The organism is uncultured Friedmanniella sp. (genome assembly GCF_964244005.1).
Taxonomy (GTDB): Bacteria; Actinomycetota; Actinomycetes; order Propionibacteriales; family Propionibacteriaceae; genus Microlunatus.
Window position 1 is genome coordinate 29,174 of sequence record NZ_CAXTHG010000015.1, and the last position, 25,031, is coordinate 54,204.

A 25,031-nucleotide genomic window follows, 5' to 3' on the forward strand; every position below is an offset into this window, starting at 1 on the left:
GACTCGGCGCAGCCCGGTCGTGCGCCCCTCCCGCCCCAGTGTGCTCCCGCTCGCGCAGGTCCCGTGTCCGTTGGTCTCGCCGGGACCAACGTCCCGCCCAACGATGGACGTTCGACCCTACGAGCGCGGTCCTCAGGCGGGCAGAGTGAGGAGTGGGCCAGGTCGGCCGGGTGCGCACCGCGAGCGCGCGTCCCGGGCAGCAGCAGGGGGTGGCCTCACCCGTGCCCCTCTCTTTCCCGGAGAACCCATGACGCCGCGCCCCTACTCGATCGCCTGGACGGCGACCGCCGTCACCGTTCTCGGGCTCGGGACCTTCATCAGCCTGTTGGTACTGCCGGCGGGCAACGTGCTGAGCATGACGGTCGGGGTGCTCGCCCTGACCTACCTCGGCGAGCGGCTGACCGGATCCGGCTTGACCCCGGAGCAGCTCGAGCGCCTGCTCCTGCGGCTGGTCATCGGACTCGGCGCCTGCCTCGGCATTGTCGGCCTGGTGCACCTGCTGGGACCGGGAGCCGTGCCGCCGCTGGTGCTGCTGGCGGCGGTCTCCCCCCAGGTCATCGCGATGGCCGCTCGGTACGGCCGGGTCGCCCGGTCCCGGATCACGGGTTCCGCAGCGACCGCGCCGACAGCCGCGTCTCTGGCCCGCGTTGGCCTCCGGGTGCCGGACGCCGTCCGTACGGTCGATCCGTCGTGGACCGACGCTGAGCTCTGCCAGGCCTGGCGGCTCAGCTTCCTGGCTCTGGAACGCTGCGACGACCTCGACCGGGTCACCCAGCTGGTCGAGGCACGCCAGGGCTATCTCGACGAGCTGGAACGCCGGCACCCGGTCGGCTTTGCGCGCTGGCTCTACGTCGGCGCCCGCCCCGCCAGCGACCCCAGCCGCTACCTCACCGACACGAAGGCGACCTCCGTTCCGAACACGTGAGGGTGTCCATCGGCTTCTGGTCGTCTGGGTGGAGCCACCCACGGGAGTAGCCAACCGTCCTTGAGCGTCAAACGCCTGCTGCGACAGACGTCAGGCGGTGTCCTTTCACCACCGCAGGGTTCGGGAACGCTTCGTGGCGCTCGATGTCGGTCAGCCACACTTCGTTCGGCGCGCCGGCGGTGAACTCGTGGGTGACGCGGCCGTGTTCGTCGACGACGCCCAGCAGGTCGTCGTGGACCGGCGGGCCCGGCTTGCCACCCTTGCCCGGCGCCGGTGCTGGGAGGCGAACACCCCTGCGGTCGAGCAGAGCCGCCACTCCCGGTTCTCCGAGGCGGTGATGTCGACGTCGCGGAGCTCGTCGGTGAGGAACCGGTAGCCCAGTGTCGGGTCGTCTTCGTGGAGGTCGAGCAATGCGTCAATGACGTGCGCGTCGTCCCTGTCGCGCTGGCTGACCGGGTCGGCCAGCCACTTGTCGTACCCCTGCCTCGACAGGCCCAGCACCCTGCACGCCACCGCGACCGGCACCCTGATCGGGGCGCCGGTCGCGGCCATCTCACGGGCAAGCGGGAAGACTATCCTCGACGTCGGCCGTCTTCATCCAGTTCCACGGGCAGCCTTCGGAGATCCCGAAGTCCTTCGCGATCTGCTTCAACGGAGCGGAGCCCTTGCGGGCCACGGCCACGACGACCTCGCGGAACTCCTGGGGTACAGAGCCCAGCTGTGGCAGATCGAGACGTGAGCCTCCCAGCCCGTCTCGACTCGGTATCGTCAGCGTCATGACCCCGCCTGGTCCAGTCAAGGTGAGCGTGGTGATGGCCACCTACAACAGCGGCACCCGGCTGGCCAAGACGGTGCGCTCCTTGCTCCGGCAAAGTCTTCACGAGGACGAGTACGAGCTGGTGTTCGTCGACGATGGCTCCACCGACACCACCGTCGCGTACTGCCGCAGCCTGGCCGAGCGCCACCACAACGTCCAGGTGCACAGCATTGAACGGAGCGGTTGGCCCGGTCGACCCCGAAATGTGGGCGTCAAGCACGCCCGCGGCGAGTACGTGTTGTTCGTCGACCATGACGACTATCTCTTTCCCGAGGCGCTCGAGCGGATGTACACGTACGCGAAGCAGAACCGCTCGGATGTGCTCCTGGGGAAGGAAGTCGTCAAGGGCGGTGCGACCGCCGGCTGGACGACGTGGAAGGCCAACCAGCCCGTGGTCGAACAGCTCAACCAGTCGCTCTTGCAGCTCCTCACCCCACACAAGCTCTACCGTCGGCAGTTCCTCCTCGACCACGACGTGAGCTTCCCCGAGGGCCGGGTCCGGCTGGAGGACTACGCGTTCAACGCTCAGGTCTTCGCCCGAGCCGCGCGGATCAGCGTCCTCGCGGACTATCCCTGCTACCAGTGGGTCATTCATCCGGGTAACGCGCACAGTCAGGGTCTGCACAAGGACGCGTACTGGAACTCCTTCCGCACCTCGCTGCAGCCGGCGCTGGAGCTTCCTGGCCCGGCGCGTGACCAGCTGCTGCTGCGCTGGTACCGAGGACGCGTCCTCCGCCGGGTCGGCACCAGCTTTGCGTCAGCGTCACCGAGGCGGCGAGCAGCCTTGATGGCGGACTTGGGCGGGGTGCTCGACCTGTTTCCGGAGTCGTTGGACGCCAAGCTCGCGGCGGCGGACCAGACCAGGTCGGCGCTGCTGCGCGCCGGCGCCCAGGAGACCCTGGTGACGCTGGCCCACCTGGACCGCGGGATGACACTCCGGCTCGACGACATCCGCTACCGACGAGGAGTCCGAGGGCTGGCCGTACGCGCCGAGGCCACCGTCTGCGATGCCGCCGGCCATCCGGTGCCGTTCGAGAGCGGCCCGGTCGGGCTGCGGCGCTCGCTGCCCGAGGATCTCAACCAACACCTGGTACGCCACCTCGACCTGTCGTCGGAGCTGGCGAGCTCGGTGGTGGAGGTGTCGGTCCGAGGCCGGCGCTCCGGAGTCGAGTGGGCCGTTCCCGGGCACGGTCGAGCCCGTTTCGTCCCACACGGGGCTCAGAGCCACCTGGTCGTCTCGGTGGCGGCGGTGATCCAACCGAGCCGCGTCGCCTTCGGTCAACGGTTGGCCCCTGACACCTGGCGGATATGGCTGCGGGCCGACCTGCTCGGATTCCAGCTGCGGACCCGGATACGCAGACCTGACCGGTCCAAGCCCGCCACCATGCTGGCCCGCGGCGACTTCACGGTCGCCCGACCTGGCCGGCCGGGTGCCACGATCCTGCGAGCAACTCGGAGGCTGGCTCGGCGGCTACGCCACCGCGGTCGCACCTGAGCCGATTCAGCTGGCGGCCGAGACCATCCGCATCCGTTCGACGTATCCCGGTACGGATCCCACGCCGTCCGTGATGTGCTGACGGCATGCTCACCGTCATCGTCCTCGACGCCGGGACGACGACGCGTTCGCCACCTGGTACGCCGCGCTGAGCGCCGGCGCCGCCCACGGACGGTACGCGCCGCTCGTGGTGTCGCCGACCGCCCTGCGCCGCCAGCTCACCGACCAGAGCCGGGCCGTCCGCACCGCGTTCGGGGTCTTCGACGGTGCCGTCTGTCTCGGGACGGCCGTGCTCGAGCGCGACACGGAGCAGAACACCCACCTCGGCGAGGTGGACGTCAACGTCGTCCCCGAGCAGCGCCGGCTAGGGCTGGGCAGCCGGCTGTTGACCGCGGCCCTCGAGCAGGCCGACGCGGCGGGACTGACCACGCTGACCGGTGAGGTCAACGCCGCCGACCCGACGTCGCCAGGACTGGGGTTCGCGGCCGCGCAGGGCTTCGGAACCGTCCACACCGAGCTCCGGCTCGTGCTCGACCTGCCCGTACACGACGACCGGTTGGACAAGCTCAGCCGCAGCACCCGTGCTGCTGAGCACGGCTATCGAGTCACCAGCTGGTGCGGTCCCACCCCGAAGGAGCACCTGGAGACGCTGGCGGCGTTACGGACCGGGATGAACGCCGACGTTCCCGCGGGCGAGCTCGATGCCGATCCGGAGGTGGTGACGGCCGCCTCACTGGCCGCACGCGACGAGCGGCTGGCTGCTCGCGGCTATCTCTCGGTCGTCGGACTGGCGACGGCGCCCGACGGCCGCGCGGCGGGCTACAGCCAGGTGCTCGTCCACGGCGACGACCCGACCAACGCCGTCCAGGACGACACCTACGTCCTGGCCGCCCACCGTGGCCGGCGGATCGGCACGCTGCTCAAAGCGACAGTGCTAGCCGTGCTTCAGCACCGGGCACCGCAGGTGCGGCACCTGCACACCTGGACCGACGAGCTCAACAGTCCGATGCAGGTGATCAACGCCGCGTTCGGGTTCCGACCGGTCGAGGTGATGCACCAGGTCCAGCGCGGGGGCCGCGGCTAGCCTGATCGTCTGCCCGACCGGGCTCAACTCGAGGAGCACCCATGCGTCTGTCCACCCGTAACCAGCTGAAGGGCACCGTCGCCGCCATCGAGGTGGGCTCGGTGATGACCATCGTCAAGATCGACCTGGACGGCGGCCAGCAGGTGACCGCATCGGTGACCCGCGACGGCGTCGAGGAGCTCGGGCTGACCGTCGGCGCCCCGGTTACCGCGCTGATCAAGGCCACCGAGGTCATGCTGGGCGTCGAGGACTAAGCCTCACGCTCGATGGACCGACAGAGTGTGAGTTTGTGTCCCGACATCAGGACACACACTTACACTCTGTGCCTCAGGCGGGGTCGGGCACGCTGCCGACGCCCCAGATGTGGTGGGCGTGCAGCCGGTGGCTGAGCTCGCGCAGCGCGTGGGTGTGCAGCAGCACCGTCCGGGCCCCGGTGCCGGAACCGAAAGCGCCGTGGATGTAGGGGTACGCCGGCGAGCCGTCCCAGCGCAGCTCGACCAGGACAGCCGTCGCCGACAGCGGGCTGGTCGGGGCCGGCGCGGTCGCCGCACCGGCGAGGTCCAGGTCGGCGGCGGTGATGGTGTCGGGCCGGTACTGACGTAAGAGCTCGTTCAGCTCGGCGATCTGGTCCATCTCGACGGTGTGGGTGGTCGGGTCTACGCGGTGCATGACTTGAGCCTGACGGGCGGCTGCGGCCGCACCAGGGACCAACGTCCCGACCTGAGCGACCTTCGGGCACTGGGCGGCCGAACCTCCTCAGCGTTGGCTGGAGTACGACCGTCTTCACTCGTCGCACGAAGGGGAACCCTGTGACCATCCCGATGCCGACCACCACCCGAGCGGCGTCCTCGGACGAGCTGGAGCTGATCGACCGTTACTGGCGGGCCGCCAACTACCTGTCCGTCGGCCAGATCTACCTGTTGGACAACCCACTGCTCCGCGAGCCGCTCGCAGCTGAGCACGTCAAGCCGCGACTGCTCGGGCACTGGGGCACCACGCCGGGGCTCAACCTGGTCTACGCGCACCTCAACCGGGTGATCAAGAGCCGGGACCTGAACGCCCTCTACGTCACGGGTCCGGGCCACGGCGGGCCGGGCCTGGTGGCCAACGCGTACCTGGAGGGCACCTACTCCGAGGTGTACGCGCCGATCAGCCGGGACGAGGACGGGATGCGGGCCCTGTTCCGCCAGTTCTCCTTCCCTGGCGGCATTCCCAGCCACGTGGCGCCGGAGACCCCCGGGTCGATCCACGAGGGCGGCGAGCTCGGCTACGCACTGGTGCACGCGTTCGGAGCGGCGTTCGACAACCCCGACCTGGTCGTGGCCTGTGTCATCGGCGACGGCGAGGCCGAGACCGGCCCGCTCGCGGCGAGCTGGCACTCGAACAAGTTCCTCAACCCGGTCACCGACGGCGCCGTGCTGCCGATCCTGCACCTCAACGGCTACAAGATCGCCAACCCCACCGTGCTCGCGCGGATCCCCGAGGACGAGCTGAACGCCTTGATGCGGGGTTACGGCTACGAGCCGTTCCTGGTCAGTGGTTCCGATCCCGCGGCGGTGCACGAAGAGCTGGCGGCGACCCTGGACACCGTGCTGGACCGGATCGCCGCGATCCAGGAGGAGTTCCGGGACGCCCCGTACGCACTGGGCGTCGGCTCCAGCGCTCCCGCACGACCACGCTGGCCGATGATCATCCTGCGGACGCCGAAGGGCTGGACCGGGCCCGCCGTGGTCGACGGACTGCCCGTGGAGGGCACGTTCCGCTCCCACCAGGTGCCGCTCGCCGCCACCCGGACCAACCCGGAGCACCGCGCCCAGCTCGAGACCTGGCTGCGCAGCTATCGCCCCGAGGAGCTGTTCGACGCCACCGGCCGGCTGGTGCCTGAGCTGGCCGCGCTCGCCCCCGTCGGCGACCGGCGGATGAGCGCCAACCCGCACGCCAACGGCGGTCGGCTGCTGCGCGACCTCTCGATGCCCGACTTCCGCGACTACGCCGTCGCCGTCGAGCACCCGGCGACGACCGAGAGCGAGGCGACCAAGGAGATGGGCGCCTTCCTCCGCGACATCATCACCCGCAACCCCGACCAGTTCCGGGTGATGGGACCGGACGAGACCGCCTCCAACCGGCTGCAGCTGGTGTTCGAGGCGACCGACCGGGCCTGGGACGCCGAGACGCTGCCCGGGGACGTCCACCTCAGCCCCGACGGCCGGGTGATGGAGGTGCTGTCGGAGCACCTGTGCCAGGGCTGGCTCGAGGGCTATCTGCTCACCGGCCGGCACGGGCTGTTCAACTGCTACGAGGCGTTCATCCACATCGTCGACTCGATGTTCAACCAGCACGCCAAGTGGCTGAAGACGACCCGGCACATCCCGTGGCGGGCGCCGATCGCCTCCCTCAACTACCTGCTGTCCTCCCACGTCTGGCGCCAGGACCACAACGGCCTGTCCCACCAGGATCCCGGCTTCATCGACCACGTGGTCAACAAGAAGTCCGAGATCGTCCGGGTCTACCTGCCGCCGGACACCAACACGCTGCTCTCGGTCACCGACCACTGCCTGCGCAGCCGGCACTACGTCAACGTGATCGTGGCCGGCAAGCAGTCTGCCCTGACCTACCTGGCGATGCCCGAGGCGATCGCCCACTGCACCCGCGGGCTGGGCATCTGGCCCTGGGCGGGCACCTCCGACGGCGAGCCGGACGTCGTCCTCGCCTGCGCCGGGGACACCCCGACCCTGGAGACCGTGGCCGCGGCCGCGCTGCTGCGTGAGCACCTGCCTGAGCTGGCCGTCCGGGTGGTCAACGTGGTCGACCTGATGCGGCTGGAACCAGAGACCGAGCACCCGCACGGGCTGTCCGACCGCGACTTCGACGCGCTGTTCACCACCGACAAGCCGGTGATCTTCGCCTACCACGGCTATCCATCGCTGATCCACCGGCTGACCTACCGCCGGCACGGGCACGCCAACATCCACGTCCGCGGGTACCAGGAGGAAGGCACCACGACGACCCCGTTCGACATGGTGATGATGAACGACCTCGACCGCTTCACCCTGGTGATGGACGTGATCGACCGAGTGCCCTCCCTCGGCAGCCGGGCCGCCACGCTGCGCCAGCAGATGGCCGACGCCCGGCTCGCCGCTCGCGCCTACACCCGCGAGCACGGCGAGGACGACCCGGCCATCACCGGCTGGACCTGGCCGCAGGCCTGATAGCGAGCCCTCGACAGCCGCGAACGGAAGACGTTGCGACATGGTGCCCCGAGTACGCGGCACCATGTCGCACGATCTTCGAGGCTGTCCGCTGATCCTGTCGAAGGGCTGGCGGTCAGGCCCCAGCCTCCGCCGACAGAGCGTATGAGAAGACCACCCGCGCGGGCACCTGACCGGCCAGCACCTCCGTGATCGCCTGGTTGACCTCTTCCAGCGGCCGGGTCTGCGCGATCACCCGGGTCTTGCCCGCCGCGTGCAGGGCGAAGACCTCGGCCAGGTCCTGCCGCGTCCCGACGATCGAGCCCAGGACCGACAGTCCCTTGACCACGGTCTCGAAGATCGGCACGCTCATCGCCGCACCGTCGGCCGGCATCGCCACGCAGACCAGCCGCCCGCCCCGGCGTAGCGAGGCGAAGGCCTGCTCGAAGACGCGGGTCGAGGCGGCCAGCACGAGGGCGACATCGAGACCGCCCAGGTCGGCCAGCGCCGCCACCGGGTCGGTCGTCCCGGCGTTGACCAGGTGGTCGGCGCCGAGCTCGGCGGCGAGGTCGAGCTTGGGCTGCTCGATGTCGATCGCGACCACCGACGCGCCCATGATCCGGGCGTACTGGACGGCCAGGTGGCCGAGGCCGCCGATGCCGAAGATGCCGACCCGCTCGGTCGGGCTGACCTGGGCCACCTTGAGCGCCTTGTAAGTGGTCACCCCCGCGCAGCTCAACGGCGCCGCGTCGGTCGGGCTGACCCCGTCCGGAACCGGGACGACGTAGCGGGCGCTCGCCACCGCGTACTCGGCAAAGGCCCCGTCCACGGAGTAACCGCTGTTCTCCTGCTGCTCGCAGAGCGTCTCACGCCCGTCGACGCAGTAGCGGCAGTCGCCGCACGCCTCCCCCAGCCAGGCGATGGCGACCCGTTCACCGAGCGTCCGGGACGTGACCCCGTCGCCGAGCTGCTCGACGATGCCGACCCCCTCGTGGCCGGGGACGAAGGGCAGGGTGGGCGTCACCGGCCAGTCGCCGCCGGCCGCGTGGATGTCGGTGTGGCAGAGCCCGCAGCACTCGAGCCGGACCAGCACCTGCCCCGCGGCCGGCTTCGGGATCTCGCGCTGCACGACCTCGAGCGGACGGGCGAACTCGGTGACGACTGCTGCCTTCATGGTGGACCTCTCATCGGTCAGCCGCCGGCTGCAGCCCGGTCGGGTCGACCGGGCGTCCCAAGCGGGCTGTTCTGTCCCGAGCGTGGTCGGTCGAGCGGTGGCGGGTGAGGGCCAAAGGTCCCGACCGGGCGGACGGGTGGCCCGGCGACGGCTGGGGTCGGGGCAATGCACCGGGGACCCAGTGGCGCCAGGGACCAAGGGCCCGATGTGGGCGACCTTCGGCCATGGGGACCACCACCTGGTCGGCGTTCGATGGACGTCGTGCGCGACCCCTCTCACTCTCGAAAGGTCTCCGTGACGAACCCGATGCCCACCGCCGTGCGAACGGCCCCTTCTCGCACGCTCGACCCGCGGCCAGCGGTGGTTCCCGCGGTCGTCGTGGCCGTGGACGATGCCGAACCGACCCCGTCAGCCGACCTCCGCATCGCTGTCGCCGAGGCCCGGCGGCGCGGCGCCAGCATCCGCGTGGTGCACGGCTGCGCCACCACCTCCCCCGCCGGCATCATCGGCGCCTCCGTCACCGACGAACGCCTCCGCTACGGCCAGTACGTGCTCACCCAGGCGGTGCGGATCCTGCGCGAGCTCTCCGGTTTCAAGGTCGACATCGCGACGGTGAACTCGAGGGACCTCGGGACCGAGCTGCTCCTCGCCGAGTCCCAGAGCGCCTCACTCGTGGTGGTGCTGCACACCCGGACCTCGCTCGTACGGTCGATGGCGGGCTCGACCGCCGCCGTGGTGGCCGCTCGCGCGCGCTGCCCCGTCCTGGTCGTGCACCCCGGCGACACCGCCGAGATCGGCACCGGGGTCGTCGTGGCCGCCGAGGACCCGGGCGCCAGTACGGCCCTGCTCCGGCTCGCGGCGGCTGAGTCCGTCGGGCGCGGAGCGTCGCTGACGGTCGTACGCCCCTGGCCCGTACCGGACGACCGGTGGGCGGCCGCTCGGGAGCTGAGCCGAGGAGTCAGCTCGGCCGTCGCCGAAGACGTTGCTCACGAAGAGCTCGCCAGGGCCGTTCAGGACCTGGCGGCCGACTTTCCCACCCTGACCGTCCTTAAGCAGCTCGTGTGCGGATCTCCGGTCGAGGTCCTCGTCGCCGCTTCCGCCGACGCCAGCATCCTGGTGCTGGGTCGACCCGAGGACCCCAGCCCCCAGGGCGAGCTCCCCGAGATGGCGGCAGCCTTGCTGTCCCGCGCCCACTGCCCCGTGCTGGTGGTCCAGCCGACCCTGGTCGGCTCGCGGCCGGACACCACGTCCAGCCCGTTCGGCAGCACCCACCCGACTCCTGAACCTCGCTAGCGGCTGAGGGAGGGGAGGACATGCAGCGTCACGCAGACCACGACACGGTCGTCGTCGGCGTCGACGGCTCCCCCGAGGCCGCCGAGGCCCTGCGGTACGCCGCCGCCGCGGCCCGGTCCCGCGGCCTCTGGCTGCTGGTGGTGCACGCCTACGAGCTGCCGCGCCACCCCGGCACCATGTCGACGGCGCTGGTTCTGGCGGCGGCGGCATCGGCGGCTGACCGGGTGGCTGCCGATGCCCTGTCCGGGGTCCGGATCCCCGCAGGCGTACCCGTCCAGACCCTCGTGGAGCGCACCGCGCCGGTGCTGATGCTGCGCCGGCTGAGTGAGCGGGTCGCGCTCCTGGTCCTCGGCCAGCACAGCGCTGACCCGTCGGACCCCCGCTCCTCAGGCCGGTGAGCGCGTGCCTGGCTACGGCCTCGTCGTGTCCGGTGGTGATCGTGCCGGTGCGCCCGAGCAGACCAGCGCCGTCATCGTGGCCGGTCGTGGTCGGACTGGACGGGCGGCCAGGAGCGGCGACCGTCCTCGGCTACGCCTTGACCGAGGCCGAGCGTCGTCGTTCACCACTCGTCGCCCTGCACGCCCTCGCGCCGGGGGCCACCTCCCAGCAACGAGCGACGGAGGCCGAGGGTCTGGACACGGTCCTCACCGACCGCCGCCGAGACCACCCCGGGGTGTCGACGTCGACCCTGGTGGTCGAGGGCGACCTGACCCAGGTCGCCCTCGAGGCGTCCGCGCAGGCTCGGCTGCTCGTGATCGGCCGACCTGTCCGGCACCGCCCGCCGGGAGCCTGTCACGACCCGGCCGCCGAGGAAGTCATCACCCGGCTGTCCTGTCCCCTCATCCCTGTCCCCTCATCGTGGTGCCGCAGGACCGCGCCGACCCCACCGTCAAGCCTGACCGGTCGTGACGGGGCGTGGTCGAAACCGACCCGGGATCGTGAGCGGACCGGGTCCTACGCGGCTTCGGGATGGTCCCGGATGACGAGCACGGGGGAGGACGCGTGCGCGATGACGTACTCGCTGACCGAGCCGAGCAGCATCCCGGCGAAGCCGCCGTGCCCGCGCGAGCCCACCACCAGCAGCTGCGCGCCGTCCGAGGCCTTCACCAGCACGTGCGCGGCATGGCCTTCCAGGACCAGGGGTACGACGTCGACCGGAGCGCCGTCGCCGGCCTCCTTGACGGCGGTCGTCAGGGTGGTCCGGGCGACGTCGGCCCAGTCCACGTCGACGGCGAAGTAGCCGCCGTAGCCGCCGTAGGCGGACTGACCGGGCACCTGCCAGCTCGTCACGGCCTGCACCGCGGCGCCGGTCAGCTCGGCCTGGGCCACCGCCCAGCGCAGGGCGGCGACCGAAGCCGGCGAGCCGTCCACAGCGACGACGATCTGCGGCGTGGAAGTGTGTGGGGACAGGGATGTGTGTGGACAGGGATGTGGGTGTGGTCATGTCAGTCCTCCAGCTCGGGCGGGCGCCGTCGACGCTGGGCGGAGCTGCCCCGCCTCGATGACGCCCGGTACCACCGACGCTAGGAGGCCCACGACTCCAGACCCAGGGACCTACGTCCTGACCGTGCCGTACGGGCTCAGCCCTGCTCCCGCCGACGTCGGACCTCGGACCCGAAGACGGCGGCCTGGGTGCGGCGTTCCATCCCGAGCTTCATCAGGATCGAGGTCACGTAGTTCTTCACGGTCTTCTCGGCCAGGAACATCTCCTCACCGATCTGACGGTTGGTGCAGCCGTCCGCGATCAGGTCGATGATCTCCAGCTCGCGCGGCGTGAGGCCCTTGACGAGCGGGTCCGTGCGGGCCGGTGCCCGTAGCCGGTCCAGCAGCTTCTGGGTGACGGCCGGGTCGAGCAGCGACCGGCCCCGCGCCACCTGGCGGATGTCCTCGAGCAGGGTGGTGCCGACCATCTCCTTCAGCAGATAGCCCGAGGCGCCCGCCATCACCGCGGCGTACAACGCCTCGTCGTCGTCGAAGGAGGTGAGGATCAGGCAGCGGACCTCCGGCAGGCTGGAGCGGATGTCGCGGCAGACGCTGATGCCGCTGCCGTCCGGCAGCCGCTCGTCCAACAGGGCGATGTCGGGTCGGACCGCAGGGATCCGGCGCAGCGCGACCTCGGCCGTCGCCGCCTCGCCGACGACCACCAGGTCCGGGGTGCCGGCGAACAGCCCGACGAGTCCGCGTCGGACGAGCTCGTGGTCGTCGAGGATGAAGACCCGGGTCGGGTCCGCCGTCACAGGGTGATCGGGATGGTCCATGTCAGTCGAAGCCCTCCTTCAGGTGCGGTGTCGATCGTCAGCGAGCCACCGTGCTGGTCGGCGCGCGCGCTGAGGTTGGCCAAGCCACTCCGGCGGGTGGCGGCGCCGGCCCCGCGGCCGTTGTCGCTGACCGTCACGACGAGCAGTCGGCTGTCGACCTGGAGCGTCACCGAGGCTGCCGAGGCGCCCGCGTGCCGGCTGATGTTGGTCATCGCCTCGCGCAGCACCGCCTCCACGTCTCCCAGCACGGCCTCCCCCACGAGCGTGTCGAGCGGGCCGGCCAGGTGCACGTCGGGCCGGAACCCCAGCACCGGGGTGAGCTGGGCGACGAGCTGGCTGACGAGGCGGCGGACCGACGGCACCTGGGACGAAGACTCGCGCAACGCGAAGATCGTGCCGCGGATCTGTCGGATGGTAGCCGTCAGCTCGACGATGATCTGGTTCAGACCGTCGCGGACTGCCGGCTCGTGGCTCTTGTCGACCAGGCTCTGCGCCCCGAGACCGGAGGCGAAGAGCCGCTGGATGACGTGGTCGTGCAGGTCCCGGCCGATCCGGTCGCGGTCCTCGAGCGCGCTGAGGCGCTGCTGGTCGGCGCGCGCCTCGGCCAGCTCGAGGGCGAGCGCCGCCTGCTCGGCGAAGCCGCCGGCCATGTCCACGTCGGCCTGGTCGAAGTCGGCGCGGACGGAGGTGCGGCCCACGACGACCGCGCCGCGCGAGCTCAGGTCCCCGGTCAACGGCAGCGCCATCACCGGACCGCGAGGGACGACGGAGTCGAGGTGGCGGGTCCGCGGATAGTCCTCCGCCACCTTGATCAGGACGCCCTGGCCCTCCTCCATCACCTGCAGGGCCAGGCTGTTCTCGGCCAGGAACCTCGATCCGGTCAGCGACTCCGCACCCAAGCCGGTCGCCACCACGATCTGCAAGAAGTCCGCGTCGTCCTCGCAGGGCAGCACGAGCGTCACCACGTCCGCAGCAGCCAGGCCCTGCACGCTGGCCGCGATGTGGTGGAGGACGTCGAGGCGGTCTCCGGCTCCTGACAACAACTGCCTGGTGATGGTGCTCGACGCCTGTAGCCACTGCTGGCGACGGCCCGACTCCTCGTAGAGCCGGGCGTTCTCGATAGCGATGCCGGCCGTGGCGGCCAATGCGCCGACGAGCCCGACGTCCTCGTCAGTGAAGGCTTGGCCGTCCGTACGGTCGGTCAGGTAGAGGTTGCCGTAGACCACGTCACGGACCCGGACGGGGACGCCGAGAAAACGGCTCATCGGCGGGTGGCCGGGCGGAAACCCGGAGGACCGCGGGTCCTCGGTGATGGCGTCGAGCCGGATCGGGTCTGGGTGGGCGATCACCGCACCCAGGACTCCTCGGCCCTCGGGGAGGTGCCCGATGGCGGTGACCGCGTCCTCGTCCATGCCCGTGTGCACGAACTGCTCGAGCAGACCGTCGGGTCCCAGCACGCCCAGGGCCGCGTAGCGGGCGCCCGCCACCGTGGCGGCTGACTCGACGAGCCGGCGGAGCACCACCGGCAGCGAGAGCTCGCCGACGATGGACTGGTTGGCGACCATCAGGCCGGCGACGCGTCGCTGGGTCGCCTCGGCGATGGCGATGTCCACCAGCTCCGGGGTAGGCCCCTCGCGCGGGTCGACTGGGAGAGCGGGAACGACCGGGGGTCTCGGGCCGAAGTTCGTCATCTGTCCACCACGCTACCCCCGCGTACGCCCCGGTCCGGTCGTCGTCCCTATCCACGGGTCGCCATCGGAACGAGCTGCTCGACGGTCGGATCAGCGCCCAACCGGCGTTGGCAAGGGACCAAGGTCCCGGCCCCACGGACGAACGGTCCTGCTGACCTGACCGCCCGCACCTCAGTCTGGAAGGCAGAGGTCGACGGGCGGCGCCCGAGCACGAGGCGCCAGCCTCGACGGCCCACGAGGACAGGACCGAGCATGGACACCCCGCGAGCCAGCACTGCCTCTACTGCGCGTGCCCCGGTGGTCCACACCCTCAGACCCGAGCAGTGCCGGGAGCGGCTGAGAACGGCCACGGTGGGCCGTGTCGGCTTCGTGACTGCGCTGGGACTCCAGATCATCCCGCTGAACTACCGGCTGGTCGGGGGTGAGATCCTCCTGAGCACCACCCGGAACGGCTCGCTGTCCCAGCTGGCCGAGATCGGAGCGGCTCTCACCTTCGAGGTCGACGAGCACGACAGCGACACGGGCCTGGTCTGGTCCGTCATGGTCCAGGGCTCGGTGGCCAAGGTGCCTCGCGGCACTGCCGGGGGGCGGGCGGCTACCGACCTCGTCGAGTCCTGGCCCGGATCCCAGTTCGCCGAGGCGCTCCGCTTCACCCCCCGCACCTACAGCGGCCGGCTGCTGGAGCACCCGACCCCCTGACGTCGGGCTCGGCTCAGCGACTGACGAGCCCGTCCAGACCCGCGCGCCACAACGTCGCCAACGAATTGTCCGCAGAATATCTGTTCAGTTTGACTTTGCCGCCCGGCCAGCATCTACTCACAAGGGCTGGCACACAGTTGGCTCGAAAGATGACGTAGCCGTTCACGTACGCCGCGGTCATCGGGAGAATTCGTTTCTCCCCCATTCGGGAGCTCATTCCGCTCGGGCGGTGCACCACAGATTGCCGTCCGCCTCGGCCTGTGAACGGCGCCGCACTGCGAAACTCATCGTGCGACGCACGCGTGTTCGACATTCCCCCAATTCCGCTGGCCTCGGCTGAGCGTCATGGACCCTTTTCGGGGAAATCGGGACCGTCTGAGGATGCCGTGGCGACGAGGCCACGGCATTCTCCTACGGTCCGCGGCACGTCCTCTGTCCACGCAGTCCAGCAACGTCAGGCGCCTCTTGTGAGCATTCCCCTCCAGACCGACGTCCACGTCATCGACATCGGCGCACCCGGCTGGTGCTGGTCACGACTCGGGACCACGGGGGAAGGCATCCTCTCCTACGACGGGCCGCGGGGCCGTCAGTCCCTCGCGGTCCCGTACACCGTCACCGGCCGGCAGATCGCCATCCCCTTGGCCTCGTTCAACGACGCCGGCTGGTTGGCCGCCGGGAACGAGACCCGGCTCGAGGTCTCGAGCAGGCCCGGGACCCAGCGGTGGGTCGTCCGCGCCACCGGGATGGCCGAGCGGGACCCCGCCGAACCCGACCGGCTCGCCTACTCGCGCTACGTGCATCCCGCCAACAATCCGGGCAGCAACTCCGCTGCGCTTTCTCGCCGGCTCGTCCTGGTCGCTCCTCGCGTCCGCGGCTTCTACGAGACGACCGTGACGGAGGCGGGATCATGAGCACCGACATCCCCGTCAGGCCTAGCGCCGGCCGGTCCAGCGAGCTCCTGCTCGACCCGCGGGTGCACGGCCGCAGCCGCGTGCCGGGGCCGAAGACGACCGGGTTCCACCTCGGCACCTTCGCGGCTGCCCTGGAGGATCGAGACATCGGCTATCAGTCGTCGCGGTACGCCCTCGACGCCGACGTGCGCATCGTCGATCCCGACAACCCACCGTCGGCGCCCCAGACCGTGCACGGCAGACCCGCGATCCACGCCTGGCTGTTGCACGCCCGCACCCGGGACCTCGACCTGCACGTCACGCGACTGATCGACGGCGGCAACCGCGTCGCCTTCACCGAGCTGTGGCACCACCGCGACGGCACCGCCGTCGTGGCCACCAGTACGGCGGAGATCGAAGCAGGGCTGATCATCAGGCGTCACACGGTGCTCGTCTGGGATCACGACCCGCGCTGAGGCGGAGCGACACGACATGGATCCCGACAGTCACGACGCTGACCTGCGCCGCAGTGTGGCCTCCCTCGGCACCCTGGCCAGCAGCGAGCTCGGCCTCGAGCAGCTGCTCACCCTGGTCGCCCAGTACGCCGTCCAGGCCATCCCTGGTGCGGACGGTTCCGGCCTGACCCTGATCGAGCCGGGCCGGCCGAACACCGTCGTGGCCACCGCTCCCTTCGTGCGCGCCGTCGACGACATCCAGTACGGGCTGATGCAGGGCCCGTGCGTCAGCGCCGCCGCTGACGCCACGACCGTCATCTCAGGATCTCTCGGCGGCGACCAACGCTGGCCCCAGTTCGGCTCGAAGGCTGCTCGGCTCGGCGTGCACAGCGCCATCTCGATCCCGCTGTTGACCAGGGACGGTGTCGTCGCGGCGATGAACGTCTACGCGGCCCCCAAGCATGCGTTCGACGGGCGCGCCGCAGCCCTGGGCGAGGCCTTCGCCGAGCCCGCAGCCGTCGCCGTCCAGAACGCCGCGATCCTGGCGCAGACGCGCCGGCTCGCCGAGCGGCTGCAAGCCGCCCAGGTCAGCCGCGGCATCACCGACCGCGCCGTCGGCATCTTGATGAGCCGGTCGGGCGGCACCGCGCACGAAAGCCTCGAGCTGCTGCGCGCCATCAGCCAGACCGAGCACCGCAAGCTCGACGACGTGGCCCAGCAGTTCATCGACGAGGCCGTCCGCCGCGCACGCCGGCACAAGGACAGGTCCTGAGGGTGGCCTGTCTGCTCCTTCCCCGGTCGACGTCGTGTCAGCTCGTGGGGCGGGTCAGGCGGGATAGAGAGTGACGGCGGTGGCCTTCAGCACGTACCAGGCCTGCTGGCCGGGGTAGAGGTCCAGCTCGCCGACGACGGGGGCGGTCACGTCGGCGAGCAGGACCAGGCCGCTCGCGGTGTGCGCGCGGACCCGGACCTGGTCGTCGCGGGGTTCGAGCTCGGTGACGGTGACGTCGAAGGTGTTGCGGGGACTGCCGTGCGGCGGGCCGGCGTAGACGGCGACGCTGCTGGGGCTGAAGACGGCGATGGCCGGCTCTCCCGGATCGATCGCTCCTGCCCCGCCGTCGGCCCGCACGGTGCCGCAGACGAGCTCGCCACCGGCACTGCGGACCCCGGCCACCTCGGCCGTCCCGGTGACCATGTTCAGTCCGGCGATCCGGGCGGTGAAGGGCGTCCGCGGGTGGCGGATGACGTCGGCGGTCGGCCCGGACTCCACGACCCGGCCGTGGTCCAGCACGATCACCCGATGGGCGAGCAGCAGCGCGTCGAGCAGGTCGTGGGTGACGATCACGGCGGCTCGGTCGGCCAGCACCCGGCGTAGCGTCCGGCGCAGCAAGGGCGCCGCACCGACGTCGAGGGCCGCCATCGGCTCATCGAGCAGCAGCAGCCGTGGCTCAGCGGCCAGAGCGCGGGCGATCGCCACCCGTTGCGCCTGGCCGCCGGAGAGCTGCGCCGGTCGCCGGTCGGCGAACTCGGCCGCCCCGACCTCCTCCAGCCAGCGCATCGCCGCTGCTCGGGCGCGACGGCGGGACTGGCCGGCGGCCCGCGGCCCGAACGCGACGTTGCCGAGCACGCTGAGGTGGGGGAACAGCAACGGGTCCTGGGCGAGCAGGGCGATCCCACGGGCGTGCGGGGGCACCCAGCGCTGGCGACCGGGCGACCGGTCGAACAGCACCTGTCCGTCGAGCTCGGCGCGGCCGGAGTCCGGACGCAGGATCCCCGCCAGCAGACCCAGCAGGGTGGACTTGCCGGCGCCGTTGGGTCCGAGGACGGCCACCCGTTCGCCCGGCTCGAGCCGTAGGTCGACGTCGACGTCGCGAGCGGTCAGCGCGGCGTTCAGCTGCAGGGTCACGGTCGGCGCCTCATCGTCGCGCTCGCGGGCCCGCGGCCAGCCCCACGACGAGGACGGCGATCACCACGAGCACCAGCGACAACGCGACCGCGGCCTCGGCGTCGGACTCGCGCTGCAGGTAGATCTCCAGCGGCAGCGTCCGGGTGACCCCCTGCAGGCTCCCGGCGAAGGTCAGCGTCGCGCCGAACTCCCCCAACGACCGGGCGAAGGAGAGCACGGCCCCCGACAGCAGACCGGGCAGTACCAGCGGCAGGCTCACCCGCAGCAGCACCGCGGTCGGCCGGGCGCCGAGCGTCGCCGCCACGACCTCGTAGCGCTGACCGACGGCCCGCAGGGTGCCTTCGAGACTGACCACCAGGAACGGCAGCGCGACGAACGCCTGCGCGAGCACCACCGCGGTCGTGGAGAAGGCGATCTGGATGCCCAGCACCTCCAGCGTGTGGCCCAGCAGCCCGCGCCGACCGAACGTGTAGAGCAGAGCGATCCCCGCCACCACGGGCGGCAGCACGAGCGGCAGCAGCATCAGCGACCGGACGATCCGCTGCCCCGGGAAGGAGGTCCGGGCCAGCACCAGCGCCATCGGTACCCCCAGCACGAGGCACAGCAGCGTCGAGACGGTCGAGGTCTGCAGGCTCAGCTGCAACGCCGCCCGCGAGGACTCCGACGTGATGAGGGAGAAGAAGCGCGTCCACTCCACCCGCGACGCCATGGCCGCCAGCGGCAGCACGACGAAGGCGGCTCCGAGCGCGGCCGGCACGTAGACCCAGCGCGGGACTCCCGAGTAGACGCCGATGCGCGGACCGCCCGTCAGGGCTTGGCGAACCCGGCGTCGGCGAGCACCTGCTGCCCCTCCGTACCGGTGACCAGCTCGGTGAACTCACGTGCCAGGTCGGCGTTCCTGCTCGCCGTCAGCGAGGCTATCGGGTAGGTGTTGACCGCCTCCTTGGACTCGGGGAAGGTCACCCCGAGCACCTTGTCGCCAGCGCCCTTGACGTCGGTGACGTAGACCAGGCCGGCGTCGGCCTCACCCGTCTGCACCTTGTTCAGCACGTCGGTGACCGCGGACTCCTCGCTGACCGGCTTCAGGGTGGTCTTCGTGGCGGTCTCGATCTTTTCCGCGGCCGCGCCGCACGGGACCTGCGGCGCGCAGACCACGAGCTTGACCCCCGGCTTGGTCAGGTCGGCGAAGGAGCTGATCGTGGCGGGGTTGTCGGGCGGGACGGCGATCTCGAGCGTGTTCGTCGCAAAGTTGACCGGGCTGCCGGCCACGAGGTTGTCGGCGGTCGCGAGGTCCATGTTCTTGGTGTCGGCGGAGGCGAAGACGTCGGCCGGCGCACCCTGCTGCAGCTGGGTCACCAGGTCGGCGGACCCGGCGAAGTTGAAGGTGACTGTGGTGCCCGGGTGGGCCGCCTCGAACTGGGTGCCCAGCGTGGTGAAGGTGTTCTTCAGCGACGCCGCAGCGAAAACGGTCAGGGTCGACGACGAGGCGGCGGCCGACGTGCTGCTGCCGCTTGACGGGGTGGCCGAGGGGGTGGTGTCGGCGCCGCAGCCGGCGAGCCCGGTGAGCAGGGCGGTCGTCGCGGCGAGGGCGGCGAGGGGGCGGTTCATGAATCTCCTGACGGGGACTCGATGATGACGTTCGTCGACTTGATCACGGCGACGGCGACCGAGCCGAGCTCCAGCCCGAGGTCGGTGACGGCTTCGCTCGACAGCAGCGAGACCACCCGGTACGGCCCGCACTGCAGCTCGACCTGGGCCATCACCTTGTCGACGGTGATCTTGGTGACGAGACCGACGAAGCGGTTGCGGGCCGAAGAATCCACCCGCGACGGGTCGGTCATCGGGTTGGCCTGGGCTTGGGCGAAGGTGGCCAGGGCAAACCCGTCGATCACCTTGCGGTTGTGCTCGTCGGTCTCGGCCGGCAGCATGCCGACGTCGATCCATCGGCGGACGGTGTCGTCACTGACGCTGAGGTAGGCCGCCGCATCGCGAATCCGTATTTTCGGCACGGGTGGCACCTTAGCGCACGCATCCACGGTGGTCTCACGGAGACGAACCCTGATTCGTCGGCCCTCCTGCGGACAGCCCGCAGCACGGCTGCAGCGGCCTCAGCAGGACCGACCTCGAGCTGCACCCTTGCTGTACGTCACCGTGATGGTGGCGTCGGCCGGCGCGCCACCCTGGACGAGCGGGTAGAGCCTGGGGGTGCCGGGACCTTGACGACGGTGTCCGGCTTCGCGCCGACCAGCAACGTCGGTGACGACCTTCCGCAGCCCACCGAGGTCCAGCGGTCGGTTGCGCCGGAGGTGGTTGACATCGGTCTGGATGTGCCGGATGGTGGCACTGTCGATGAAGATAATCGGCGCACGTTCAGCTCGGGGACCCGTACCGCCAGTGACGCACTGACAGGCCACTGACCACATCGCGACGGCTGCCGTCGTGGGAGCACACGAGGTCCCTTTGTGAGCTGGTTCCGCCGGCCCTCGCTCGCGTCTGACTCGGCTGCGCCGCGCCGTTTCCGGCAGTGGTGGTGGGCGCTGCTGATCCCGGTGTGCGCGGTGGCTCCCTGGTTCGTGAGCTGGCACGGTCCGGTCGCCAACCCGTCCGCGGATCCGTCCGCGATCATCAAGCAGGCGGTGGCTGCCCAGCCGCGCGCTCAGCGCAAGGCGCCCGTCCCGTCGCCGGCCGCGGTCGCCGCGCTGAGCAAGGAGCTGGCCGACCCGGCTGGGCAGGGCTACGACACCCCCGTGTCGGCCAAGGCGGCCGCCGCGGTGAGGACCACGCCGGGCAAGTACCAGAAGGTGGGCCGCATCCGGATCCCTCGGATCGGGCTAAACGTCAGCTACGGCGAAGGCGTCTACGCCAAGGCGCTCGACCATGGGCCGGGGCACTGGCCGGGTACCCCACTGCCCGGTGAGGCCGGCACCTCCGTGTTGTCCGGTCACCGCAACACTCACACCCAGCCGTTCAAGTACCTCAACCTGCTGGAACCCGGGGACAAGATCGTGGTCTCGGTCGGCCAGCACCGCGCCGTGACGTTCCGCGTCCGCGACACCACGATCGTCCGCGAGGCGAAGTACCCGGCGTTCGTCCTCAAGCCGGGCAAAGACCCCGACGCACGGCTGTTGACACTCTTCGCGTGCCATCCCGAGGGCAACCCCGTCTACCGGATCGTGGTCCGAGCGAGCGCAGGCGATGCGCACGCGAAAGGAAAGGGATAGCCCTTCGGCTACTTGCGACAGGCCTGCGCTCGGGGGAGCCGGCAGACGACGGCACGACCAGCACGTTCTGACCCCGATCGAGAGAGGCTTCATGACGCACAGCAACGAGACCCCCGGTACCGACAGAGGGGGAGCCACCAGCTCAGACGAGTCGCCCACCACGTCCGCCCCTTCCGCAGCGGACACTCCCCTCCTGTTCGACGGAGCGCCGGTGATGACCTTCTCCGACGAACACCAGCGCCGCCGCTTCCTCCGCGCTGCTGTCCTGGTCGGGGTGGGGTCCACCCTGGTGGCCGCCTCCCGACACGACGGGCTCGCGCTCGCCGACGCGAAGGCCGACGACCTGGAGATCTTGAACTACGCCTTGACCCTGGAGTACCTGGAGGCCGACTTCTACACCCGCGGGGTCAAGGGCGGCGCTCTGACCGGTCGTGCGCTCGAGCTCGTCAAGCCGATCCGGGACCACGAGCAGAACCACGTCGAGGTGCTGACCAGCACGGTGAAGTCCCTCGGGGGCAAGCCTGCCGCGAAACCGTCCTTCAAGTATCCCGACGGCACCTTCACCAGCAAGAAGAAGTTCCTCACCACCGCCTCCGTCTTCGAGGAGCTGGGCGTGACGGCCTACCACGGGCAGGTGGCGCGGGTGAACGACGGCGACATCCTCGCCGCGGCGGCCTCCATCGCCGGCGTGGAGTCCCGGCACGCCGCGGTCGTCGCCGACCTGCTCGGCGGCAACCCGTTCCCGGCGTCGTTCGAGAAGCACAACACCATGAAAACGGTCCTCAAGGCCGCCGGCCAGTTCATCAAGTCCTGACAGGAGACACCATGATCAACCGTAGAGACCTGATCAGAGGCACCGCCGCGGTCATCCCCGGCGCGATCGCGCTGCAGATGCTGGGCGCCAAGTGGGCGTTCGCCGCCGACGAGTTCAGCGGCGCCACCGACGTCCTCAACTACGCGCTCACCCTCGAGTACCTGGAGGCCGAGTTCTACCGGCAGGGCAACAACGCCGGCCTGCTCAGCGGCAAGTCCAAGGACTATCTGGAAGCCATCCAGAAGGACGAGGAGGCGCACGTGGTGGCGCTGAAGGACACCATCAGCAGTCTCGGCTCCACGCCTGTGGCCGCGCCCGAGGTGGACTTCGGAGCGGCCTTCAAGACGAAGAGCAGCTATCTCGAGACCGCGTACACCTTCGAGAACCTCGGCGTGCAGGCCTACCTGGGTGCGGCGCCGAGCCTGCTGAAGGAGAAGGCGCTGCTCACCGCGGCCGCCAGCATCTTCGGCGTCGAGGCTCGGCACGCCGCCATCCTCGGGATCCTCGGCAAGAAGGCGGCCGAGGGCGGGGTCTACCAGGGCGCCTTCGAGAAGCCGGCGACGCGAGCCAGCGTGCTCAAGGCCGCCAGCCCGTTCATCGTGAAGGCGCAGACTCTCTGACCCTGAGCCTGGCACCCACTAACGTCGTGCCGTGACTGTCGACGAGGCTTCCCGGACCGCCGCCCTGACCTCGGCGCAGGACCACGCCCTCGAGCTGTTCGAGGAGGTGGTCAGCCGCGGCTGGGTACGGCCCGGGCGCGGCGAGCGCGAGCTGAGCGACCAGATCCGCGAGCTGGCGAACGAGCTCTTCGGGGTCCGCCGCTTCTGGCACAAGCGGATCGTCCGCTCGGGGGTCAACACGCTGCAGCCGTACCGGGAGAACCCGCCGGACCGGGTGCTGAGCGCCGACGACATCGTCTTCTTCGACTTCGGGCCGATCTTCGACCAGTTCGAGGCCGACGTCGGCCGGACGTACGTGCTCGGCGACGACCCGGTCAAGCACCGGGTCGCCGCTGACCTGCCGCGGCTGTGGGAGCAGGGCCGCCGACACTTCGTCGACCACCCTGACATCACCGGCGAGGAGCTGTTCGCGCACGTCCTCGGCCTGATCGCCGACGCCGGCTGGGGCCATGGCGCGAGCCACGCCGGGCACCTGGTCGGGGAGTTCCCGCACGAGCGGATCATCGGCGACGAGGTCGACTGCTACATCACCACCGGCAGCCACGCACCGATGCGACGCCTCGACCCCACCGGCCGGCCGTGCCACTGGATCCTCGAGATCCACCTCGTCGACCGCGACCGCGGGTTCGGCGGATTCTTCGAGCAGCTCCTCGACCTCTGAGGTCCGAACGCCCTGCCCGTGGTCGAATGTGTCCCATGGATCCCTGGGAGCGTCAACGGTCACTGGCCCGGACGACGACAGGTTGGGCTGTCGCGAGCCTCGCCGTCGGTGGGATCCTGTCGAGCCGCCGCGACCCCTGGTGGCGCGCGTTCGGTCAGCAGCACCTCGGCTGGGGTGCGGCGGATCTCGGGATCGTCGCCGTCGCGCACCTGCTCCAGGGGCGGCGGATGCGCCGGCTGGCCAACGCGTACGCGCCCGCCGCCCTGGACCGCGAACGGCGCCAGCTGCGGAGGATCCTCCGGGTGAGCGTGGTCGCCGATGCGGCCTACGTCGTGGGCGGAGCGGCCCTCTGGCAGCTCCGCCGGCCCGACCCGCGCGCCGCCGGGGCGGGCGTGGCGATCATGCTGCAGGGCGCCTTCCTGCTGCTCGACGACGGCCTGCACGTCCGCGACCTCTGACCCGCTCGGCCCTCGACAGGCTCGGGACGCGTGCGCTAGATGCTGGCGTAGGTGTCGATCCGGCTGCGTGCGCGGAAGGTGGCGACGACCACCAGGGCGCCGGCGAGTGTGATGGGTAGCCAGCCGATCTCGATGCTCACGGCGACGTCGACGGCGTGCAGCTGGGCGAGCCCGACGAAGAGCGGGATGGGCGCGAGCGCGAGCAGCCAGCCGCTGAGGTGCAGCGGCCACCAGAAGAACTTGTTGATCTCGTCCTGGAACAGCGATGCACCGAACAGCACCGCGACCACCGCCCCGATCTGTTGCAGGCTGGGCCCGAGGTTGAACAACGCCAGGGCGAGCTGGATCTGCGCGGTCGTCGGTCCGGGTTCGTAGCCGGGCAGCCACAGCGGGTCGACGCCCCGGATGAAGGTGGCGGCGGGGAAGAGGGTGGCGTTCTCCTGCGCGAGCTCGGCCGCGTAGCTGATGTAGGGCATCGACAGGTACGGCAGCAGGCTGCCGAGCACGATCAAGGCGGCGACGGTGCCGACGACCGGCAGGATCCGGGCGCGGCTGAAGGTGAAGCCGGTGAACCGGGACGTCCGCCGGCTCGGCGCCGACCCCAGCAGGGGCGGCGGGGTGTCGTCCGCCTGGGGGCGCGTCGGGTCGGCAGTCACTGCGCCCCGGTTTGCGTGTCGTCGCCGGACGGGCTGGTCCCGCGGCCGGGCGGCAGCCCCAGGCTGGGCAGGATCACCGCGTCGACCAGCGACACCATGAACGCGCAGTCGACGGGCTGCTGCAAGATCAACAGCCGGTACGCCGCCATCGACGGGCCGACCAGGGAGATCGTCTCGAGGTCGCAGTCGGCGGAGATCTCGCCCCGGTCCACGGCCCGGCCCATCAGGATCCGCATCGCGGCCGCCCGCGGCTCGACGATCATCGCGTTGGTGACCTCGGCCAGCTCGGGGTTTCGGCTGAGCATCGACATCAGGCCGGCCATGATGCGCAGCTTGCGTTCGCCCTCGGCCAGGGAGTGGGAGCGGATCGAGGCGATCAGGTCACCGCGGAGCCTGCCCGTGTCCGGCAGCTGGTCCTCGCCGCTCTTGAGGCAGGCCACCGCGTCGACGACGAGCTCGGCCTTGCCGGACCAGCGGCGATAGAGGGTGGCCTTGCCCGCCTTGGCGCGGGCCGCGACCAGGTCGAGGGTCATGCCCTCGTAGCCGGTCTCAGCGAGCACGTCCAGGGCGGCCGCCAGGATCTCCGGATCCCGGCTGTGGTCACGCTTGCGGCCAGGTCGGAGGGCCGGGGGCGCCGGCTCAGCGACAGTGCGCTCGATCATGGTC

At 70.7% G+C, this 25,031-nt stretch carries 30 protein-coding genes and 1 pseudogene; 18 read left to right on the forward strand and 13 right to left on the reverse strand.

What is annotated here, in order from left to right; all coding sequences use genetic code 11:
* Nucleotides 1–247 precede the first annotated feature (247 nt).
* Nucleotides 248–925, forward strand: a complete 678-nt coding sequence (locus ACFE76_RS11210) for a hypothetical protein (RefSeq protein WP_375431838.1) — start codon at nt 248–250, stop codon at nt 923–925.
* Nucleotides 926–992: 67 nt separating this feature from the next.
* Here the strand turns inward: ACFE76_RS11210 and ACFE76_RS11215 are convergent, their stop codons facing one another.
* Nucleotides 993–1,241 carry a hypothetical protein gene (locus ACFE76_RS11215; protein ID WP_375431839.1) on the reverse strand — a complete coding sequence of 83 codons (249 nt, stop codon included), beginning with the start codon at nt 1,239–1,241 and terminating at the stop codon, nt 993–995.
* A gap of 237 nt (nt 1,242–1,478) precedes the next feature.
* Entirely contained in the window at nt 1,479–1,703 is a 225-nt protein-coding gene (locus ACFE76_RS11220; RefSeq protein WP_375431840.1) for a hypothetical protein, read from the reverse strand.
* Here ACFE76_RS11220 and ACFE76_RS11225 point away from each other — a divergent pair.
* The 3 genes from ACFE76_RS11225 to ACFE76_RS11235 all read left to right on the forward strand — a co-directional run bounded on the left by ACFE76_RS11225 (nt 1,702) and on the right by ACFE76_RS11235 (nt 4,575).
* Complete coding sequence (locus ACFE76_RS11225; RefSeq protein WP_375431841.1) at nt 1,702–3,237, forward strand: glycosyltransferase family 2 protein; 1,536 nt, start codon at nt 1,702–1,704, stop codon at nt 3,235–3,237. The genes ACFE76_RS11220 and ACFE76_RS11225 overlap by 2 nt on opposite strands.
* Nucleotides 3,238–3,424: 187 nt before the next feature.
* On the forward strand, nt 3,425–4,321 hold the full coding sequence (locus tag ACFE76_RS11230) for a GNAT family N-acetyltransferase (RefSeq protein ID WP_375431842.1): 897 nt from the start codon (nt 3,425–3,427) through the stop codon (nt 4,319–4,321).
* 41 nt (nt 4,322–4,362) lie between these two features.
* The gene (locus ACFE76_RS11235; RefSeq protein ID WP_375431843.1) at nt 4,363–4,575 is read left to right on the forward strand and encodes a molybdopterin-binding protein; all 213 of its coding nucleotides are present in this window, start codon (nt 4,363–4,365) and stop codon (nt 4,573–4,575) included.
* Nucleotides 4,576–4,648: 73 nt separating this feature from the next.
* On the opposite strand, the gene ACFE76_RS11240 is transcribed toward ACFE76_RS11235, so the two are convergent.
* Nucleotides 4,649–4,990 carry a hypothetical protein gene (locus tag ACFE76_RS11240; RefSeq protein WP_375431844.1) on the reverse strand — a complete coding sequence of 114 codons (342 nt, stop codon included), beginning with the start codon at nt 4,988–4,990 and terminating at the stop codon, nt 4,649–4,651.
* A 140-nt stretch (nt 4,991–5,130) separates the two neighbouring features.
* Between ACFE76_RS11240 and ACFE76_RS11245 the strand changes: the two genes are divergently transcribed.
* The gene (locus tag ACFE76_RS11245) at nt 5,131–7,530 is read left to right on the forward strand and encodes a phosphoketolase (RefSeq protein ID WP_375431845.1); all 2,400 of its coding nucleotides are present in this window, start codon (nt 5,131–5,133) and stop codon (nt 7,528–7,530) included.
* A 115-nt stretch (nt 7,531–7,645) separates the two neighbouring features.
* On the opposite strand, the gene adhP is transcribed toward ACFE76_RS11245, so the two are convergent.
* The gene (gene adhP, locus ACFE76_RS11250) at nt 7,646–8,683 is read right to left on the reverse strand and encodes an alcohol dehydrogenase AdhP (protein WP_375431846.1); all 1,038 of its coding nucleotides are present in this window, start codon (nt 8,681–8,683) and stop codon (nt 7,646–7,648) included.
* 306 nt (nt 8,684–8,989) lie between these two features.
* Here adhP and ACFE76_RS11255 point away from each other — a divergent pair, with 306 nt between their 5' ends.
* The 3 genes and pseudogenes from ACFE76_RS11255 to ACFE76_RS11265 form a co-directional block, all read left to right on the forward strand.
* Nucleotides 8,990–9,976, forward strand: coding sequence for a universal stress protein (locus ACFE76_RS11255; protein WP_375431847.1), 987 nt, complete (start codon nt 8,990–8,992; stop codon nt 9,974–9,976).
* A gap of 20 nt (nt 9,977–9,996) precedes the next feature.
* Entirely contained in the window at nt 9,997–10,374 is a 378-nt protein-coding gene (locus ACFE76_RS11260) for a universal stress protein (RefSeq protein WP_375431848.1), read from the forward strand.
* A gap of 86 nt (nt 10,375–10,460) precedes the next feature.
* Nucleotides 10,461–10,760 (forward strand): annotated as a pseudogene (locus tag ACFE76_RS11265) (universal stress protein); the annotation flags it as partial.
* 170 nt (nt 10,761–10,930) lie between these two features.
* Here ACFE76_RS11265 and ACFE76_RS11270 read toward each other — a convergent pair.
* The 3 genes from ACFE76_RS11270 to ACFE76_RS11280 form a co-directional block, all read right to left on the reverse strand.
* Nucleotides 10,931–11,386: a universal stress protein gene (locus ACFE76_RS11270; RefSeq protein ID WP_375431907.1), complete on the reverse strand. Its 456-nt coding sequence runs from the start codon at nt 11,384–11,386 to the stop codon at nt 10,931–10,933.
* A gap of 170 nt (nt 11,387–11,556) precedes the next feature.
* On the reverse strand, nt 11,557–12,213 hold the full coding sequence (locus ACFE76_RS11275; RefSeq protein WP_375431849.1) for a response regulator: 657 nt from the start codon (nt 12,211–12,213) through the stop codon (nt 11,557–11,559).
* Nucleotides 12,210–13,847, reverse strand: a complete 1,638-nt coding sequence (locus ACFE76_RS11280; protein ID WP_375431850.1) for a GAF domain-containing protein — start codon at nt 13,845–13,847, stop codon at nt 12,210–12,212. The genes ACFE76_RS11275 and ACFE76_RS11280 overlap by 4 nt, the downstream gene beginning before the upstream one ends.
* Before the next feature lie 330 nt (nt 13,848–14,177).
* Here ACFE76_RS11280 and ACFE76_RS11285 point away from each other — a divergent pair, with 330 nt between their 5' ends.
* The 4 genes from ACFE76_RS11285 (at nt 14,178) to ACFE76_RS11300 (ending at nt 16,741) form a co-directional block, all read left to right on the forward strand.
* Entirely contained in the window at nt 14,178–14,624 is a 447-nt protein-coding gene (locus ACFE76_RS11285) for a pyridoxamine 5'-phosphate oxidase family protein (RefSeq protein WP_375431851.1), read from the forward strand.
* Between the two features lie 467 nt (nt 14,625–15,091).
* Nucleotides 15,092–15,535 (forward strand): hypothetical protein, encoded by a 444-nt coding sequence (locus ACFE76_RS11290; RefSeq protein ID WP_375431852.1) that lies wholly within the window; start codon nt 15,092–15,094, stop codon nt 15,533–15,535.
* Nucleotides 15,532–15,990 (forward strand): nuclear transport factor 2 family protein, encoded by a 459-nt coding sequence (locus tag ACFE76_RS11295; RefSeq protein ID WP_375431853.1) that lies wholly within the window; start codon nt 15,532–15,534, stop codon nt 15,988–15,990. Before ACFE76_RS11290 ends, ACFE76_RS11295 begins: the two co-directional genes overlap by 4 nt.
* Nucleotides 15,991–16,006: 16 nt before the next feature.
* Complete coding sequence (locus ACFE76_RS11300; protein WP_375431854.1) at nt 16,007–16,741, forward strand: GAF domain-containing protein; 735 nt, start codon at nt 16,007–16,009, stop codon at nt 16,739–16,741.
* 54 nt (nt 16,742–16,795) lie between these two features.
* On the opposite strand, the gene ACFE76_RS11305 is transcribed toward ACFE76_RS11300, so the two are convergent.
* Genes ACFE76_RS11305 through ACFE76_RS11320 form a run of 4 tightly spaced genes read right to left on the reverse strand, consistent with a single transcriptional unit; the run spans nt 16,796 to nt 19,884 of the window.
* Complete coding sequence (locus tag ACFE76_RS11305; protein ID WP_375431855.1) at nt 16,796–17,875, reverse strand: sulfate/molybdate ABC transporter ATP-binding protein; 1,080 nt, start codon at nt 17,873–17,875, stop codon at nt 16,796–16,798.
* Between the two features lie 10 nt (nt 17,876–17,885).
* A complete protein-coding gene (locus tag ACFE76_RS11310; protein ID WP_375431856.1) occupies nt 17,886–18,632 on the reverse strand; it encodes an ABC transporter permease in 747 nt (248 codons plus the stop codon).
* A gap of 50 nt (nt 18,633–18,682) precedes the next feature.
* Complete coding sequence (modA, locus tag ACFE76_RS11315; RefSeq protein ID WP_375431857.1) at nt 18,683–19,483, reverse strand: molybdate ABC transporter substrate-binding protein; 801 nt, start codon at nt 19,481–19,483, stop codon at nt 18,683–18,685.
* On the reverse strand, nt 19,480–19,884 hold the full coding sequence (locus tag ACFE76_RS11320; RefSeq protein ID WP_375431858.1) for a molybdopterin-binding protein: 405 nt from the start codon (nt 19,882–19,884) through the stop codon (nt 19,480–19,482). The genes modA and ACFE76_RS11320 overlap by 4 nt, the downstream gene beginning before the upstream one ends.
* 216 nt (nt 19,885–20,100) lie before the next feature.
* On the opposite strand from ACFE76_RS11320, the gene ACFE76_RS11325 reads away from it, so the two are divergent.
* The 6 genes from ACFE76_RS11325 (at nt 20,101) to ACFE76_RS11350 (ending at nt 23,709) form a co-directional block, all read left to right on the forward strand.
* Nucleotides 20,101–20,292 (forward strand): hypothetical protein, encoded by a 192-nt coding sequence (locus ACFE76_RS11325; RefSeq protein ID WP_375431859.1) that lies wholly within the window; start codon nt 20,101–20,103, stop codon nt 20,290–20,292.
* A 45-nt stretch (nt 20,293–20,337) separates the two neighbouring features.
* Nucleotides 20,338–21,096, forward strand: coding sequence for a class E sortase (locus ACFE76_RS11330; RefSeq protein WP_375431860.1), 759 nt, complete (start codon nt 20,338–20,340; stop codon nt 21,094–21,096).
* Nucleotides 21,097–21,310: 214 nt separating this feature from the next.
* Nucleotides 21,311–21,910, forward strand: coding sequence for a ferritin-like domain-containing protein (locus ACFE76_RS11335; RefSeq protein WP_375431861.1), 600 nt, complete (start codon nt 21,311–21,313; stop codon nt 21,908–21,910).
* An 11-nt stretch (nt 21,911–21,921) separates the two neighbouring features.
* Nucleotides 21,922–22,530 carry a ferritin-like domain-containing protein gene (locus tag ACFE76_RS11340; protein WP_375431862.1) on the forward strand — a complete coding sequence of 203 codons (609 nt, stop codon included), beginning with the start codon at nt 21,922–21,924 and terminating at the stop codon, nt 22,528–22,530.
* Nucleotides 22,531–22,561: 31 nt separating this feature from the next.
* Nucleotides 22,562–23,251 (forward strand): M24 family metallopeptidase, encoded by a 690-nt coding sequence (locus ACFE76_RS11345; protein WP_375431863.1) that lies wholly within the window; start codon nt 22,562–22,564, stop codon nt 23,249–23,251.
* 35 nt (nt 23,252–23,286) lie between these two features.
* Nucleotides 23,287–23,709, forward strand: coding sequence for a DUF6992 family protein (locus tag ACFE76_RS11350; RefSeq protein ID WP_375431864.1), 423 nt, complete (start codon nt 23,287–23,289; stop codon nt 23,707–23,709).
* Between the two features lie 35 nt (nt 23,710–23,744).
* Here the strand turns inward: ACFE76_RS11350 and ACFE76_RS11355 are convergent, their stop codons facing one another.
* Nucleotides 23,745–24,365, reverse strand: coding sequence for a hypothetical protein (locus ACFE76_RS11355; RefSeq protein ID WP_375431865.1), 621 nt, complete (start codon nt 24,363–24,365; stop codon nt 23,745–23,747).
* Nucleotides 24,362–25,027 carry a TetR/AcrR family transcriptional regulator gene (locus ACFE76_RS11360; RefSeq protein ID WP_375431866.1) on the reverse strand — a complete coding sequence of 222 codons (666 nt, stop codon included), beginning with the start codon at nt 25,025–25,027 and terminating at the stop codon, nt 24,362–24,364. Before ACFE76_RS11360 ends, ACFE76_RS11355 begins: the two co-directional genes overlap by 4 nt.
* Nucleotides 25,028–25,031: the final 4 nt, after the last annotated feature.

Bases quoted from the DNA above. Each gene is read 5' to 3' on its own strand.
- ACFE76_RS11210 (WP_375431838.1), top strand. From the start codon at position 248: ATGACGCCGCGCCCCTACTCGATCGCCTGGACGGCGACCGCCGTCACC.
- ACFE76_RS11225 (WP_375431841.1), top strand. From the start codon at position 1,702: ATGACCCCGCCTGGTCCAGTCAAGGTGAGCGTGGTGATGGCCACCTAC.
- ACFE76_RS11220 (WP_375431840.1), bottom strand. From the start codon at position 1,703: ATGACGCTGACGATACCGAGTCGAGACGGGCTGGGAGGCTCACGTCTC.
- ACFE76_RS11235 (WP_375431843.1), top strand. From the start codon at position 4,363: ATGCGTCTGTCCACCCGTAACCAGCTGAAGGGCACCGTCGCCGCCATC.
- ACFE76_RS11240 (WP_375431844.1), bottom strand. From the start codon at position 4,990: ATGCACCGCGTAGACCCGACCACCCACACCGTCGAGATGGACCAGATC.
- adhP (WP_375431846.1), bottom strand. From the start codon at position 8,683: ATGAAGGCAGCAGTCGTCACCGAGTTCGCCCGTCCGCTCGAGGTCGTG.
- ACFE76_RS11255 (WP_375431847.1), top strand. From the start codon at position 8,990: ATGCCCACCGCCGTGCGAACGGCCCCTTCTCGCACGCTCGACCCGCGG.
- ACFE76_RS11260 (WP_375431848.1), top strand. From the start codon at position 9,997: ATGCAGCGTCACGCAGACCACGACACGGTCGTCGTCGGCGTCGACGGC.
- ACFE76_RS11285 (WP_375431851.1), top strand. From the start codon at position 14,178: ATGGACACCCCGCGAGCCAGCACTGCCTCTACTGCGCGTGCCCCGGTG.
- ACFE76_RS11295 (WP_375431853.1), top strand. From the start codon at position 15,532: ATGAGCACCGACATCCCCGTCAGGCCTAGCGCCGGCCGGTCCAGCGAG.
- ACFE76_RS11300 (WP_375431854.1), top strand. From the start codon at position 16,007: ATGGATCCCGACAGTCACGACGCTGACCTGCGCCGCAGTGTGGCCTCC.
- modA (WP_375431857.1), bottom strand. From the start codon at position 19,483: ATGAACCGCCCCCTCGCCGCCCTCGCCGCGACGACCGCCCTGCTCACC.
- ACFE76_RS11335 (WP_375431861.1), top strand. From the start codon at position 21,311: ATGACCTTCTCCGACGAACACCAGCGCCGCCGCTTCCTCCGCGCTGCT.
- ACFE76_RS11340 (WP_375431862.1), top strand. From the start codon at position 21,922: ATGATCAACCGTAGAGACCTGATCAGAGGCACCGCCGCGGTCATCCCC.
- ACFE76_RS11350 (WP_375431864.1), top strand. From the start codon at position 23,287: ATGGATCCCTGGGAGCGTCAACGGTCACTGGCCCGGACGACGACAGGT.
- ACFE76_RS11360 (WP_375431866.1), bottom strand. From the start codon at position 25,027: ATGATCGAGCGCACTGTCGCTGAGCCGGCGCCCCCGGCCCTCCGACCT.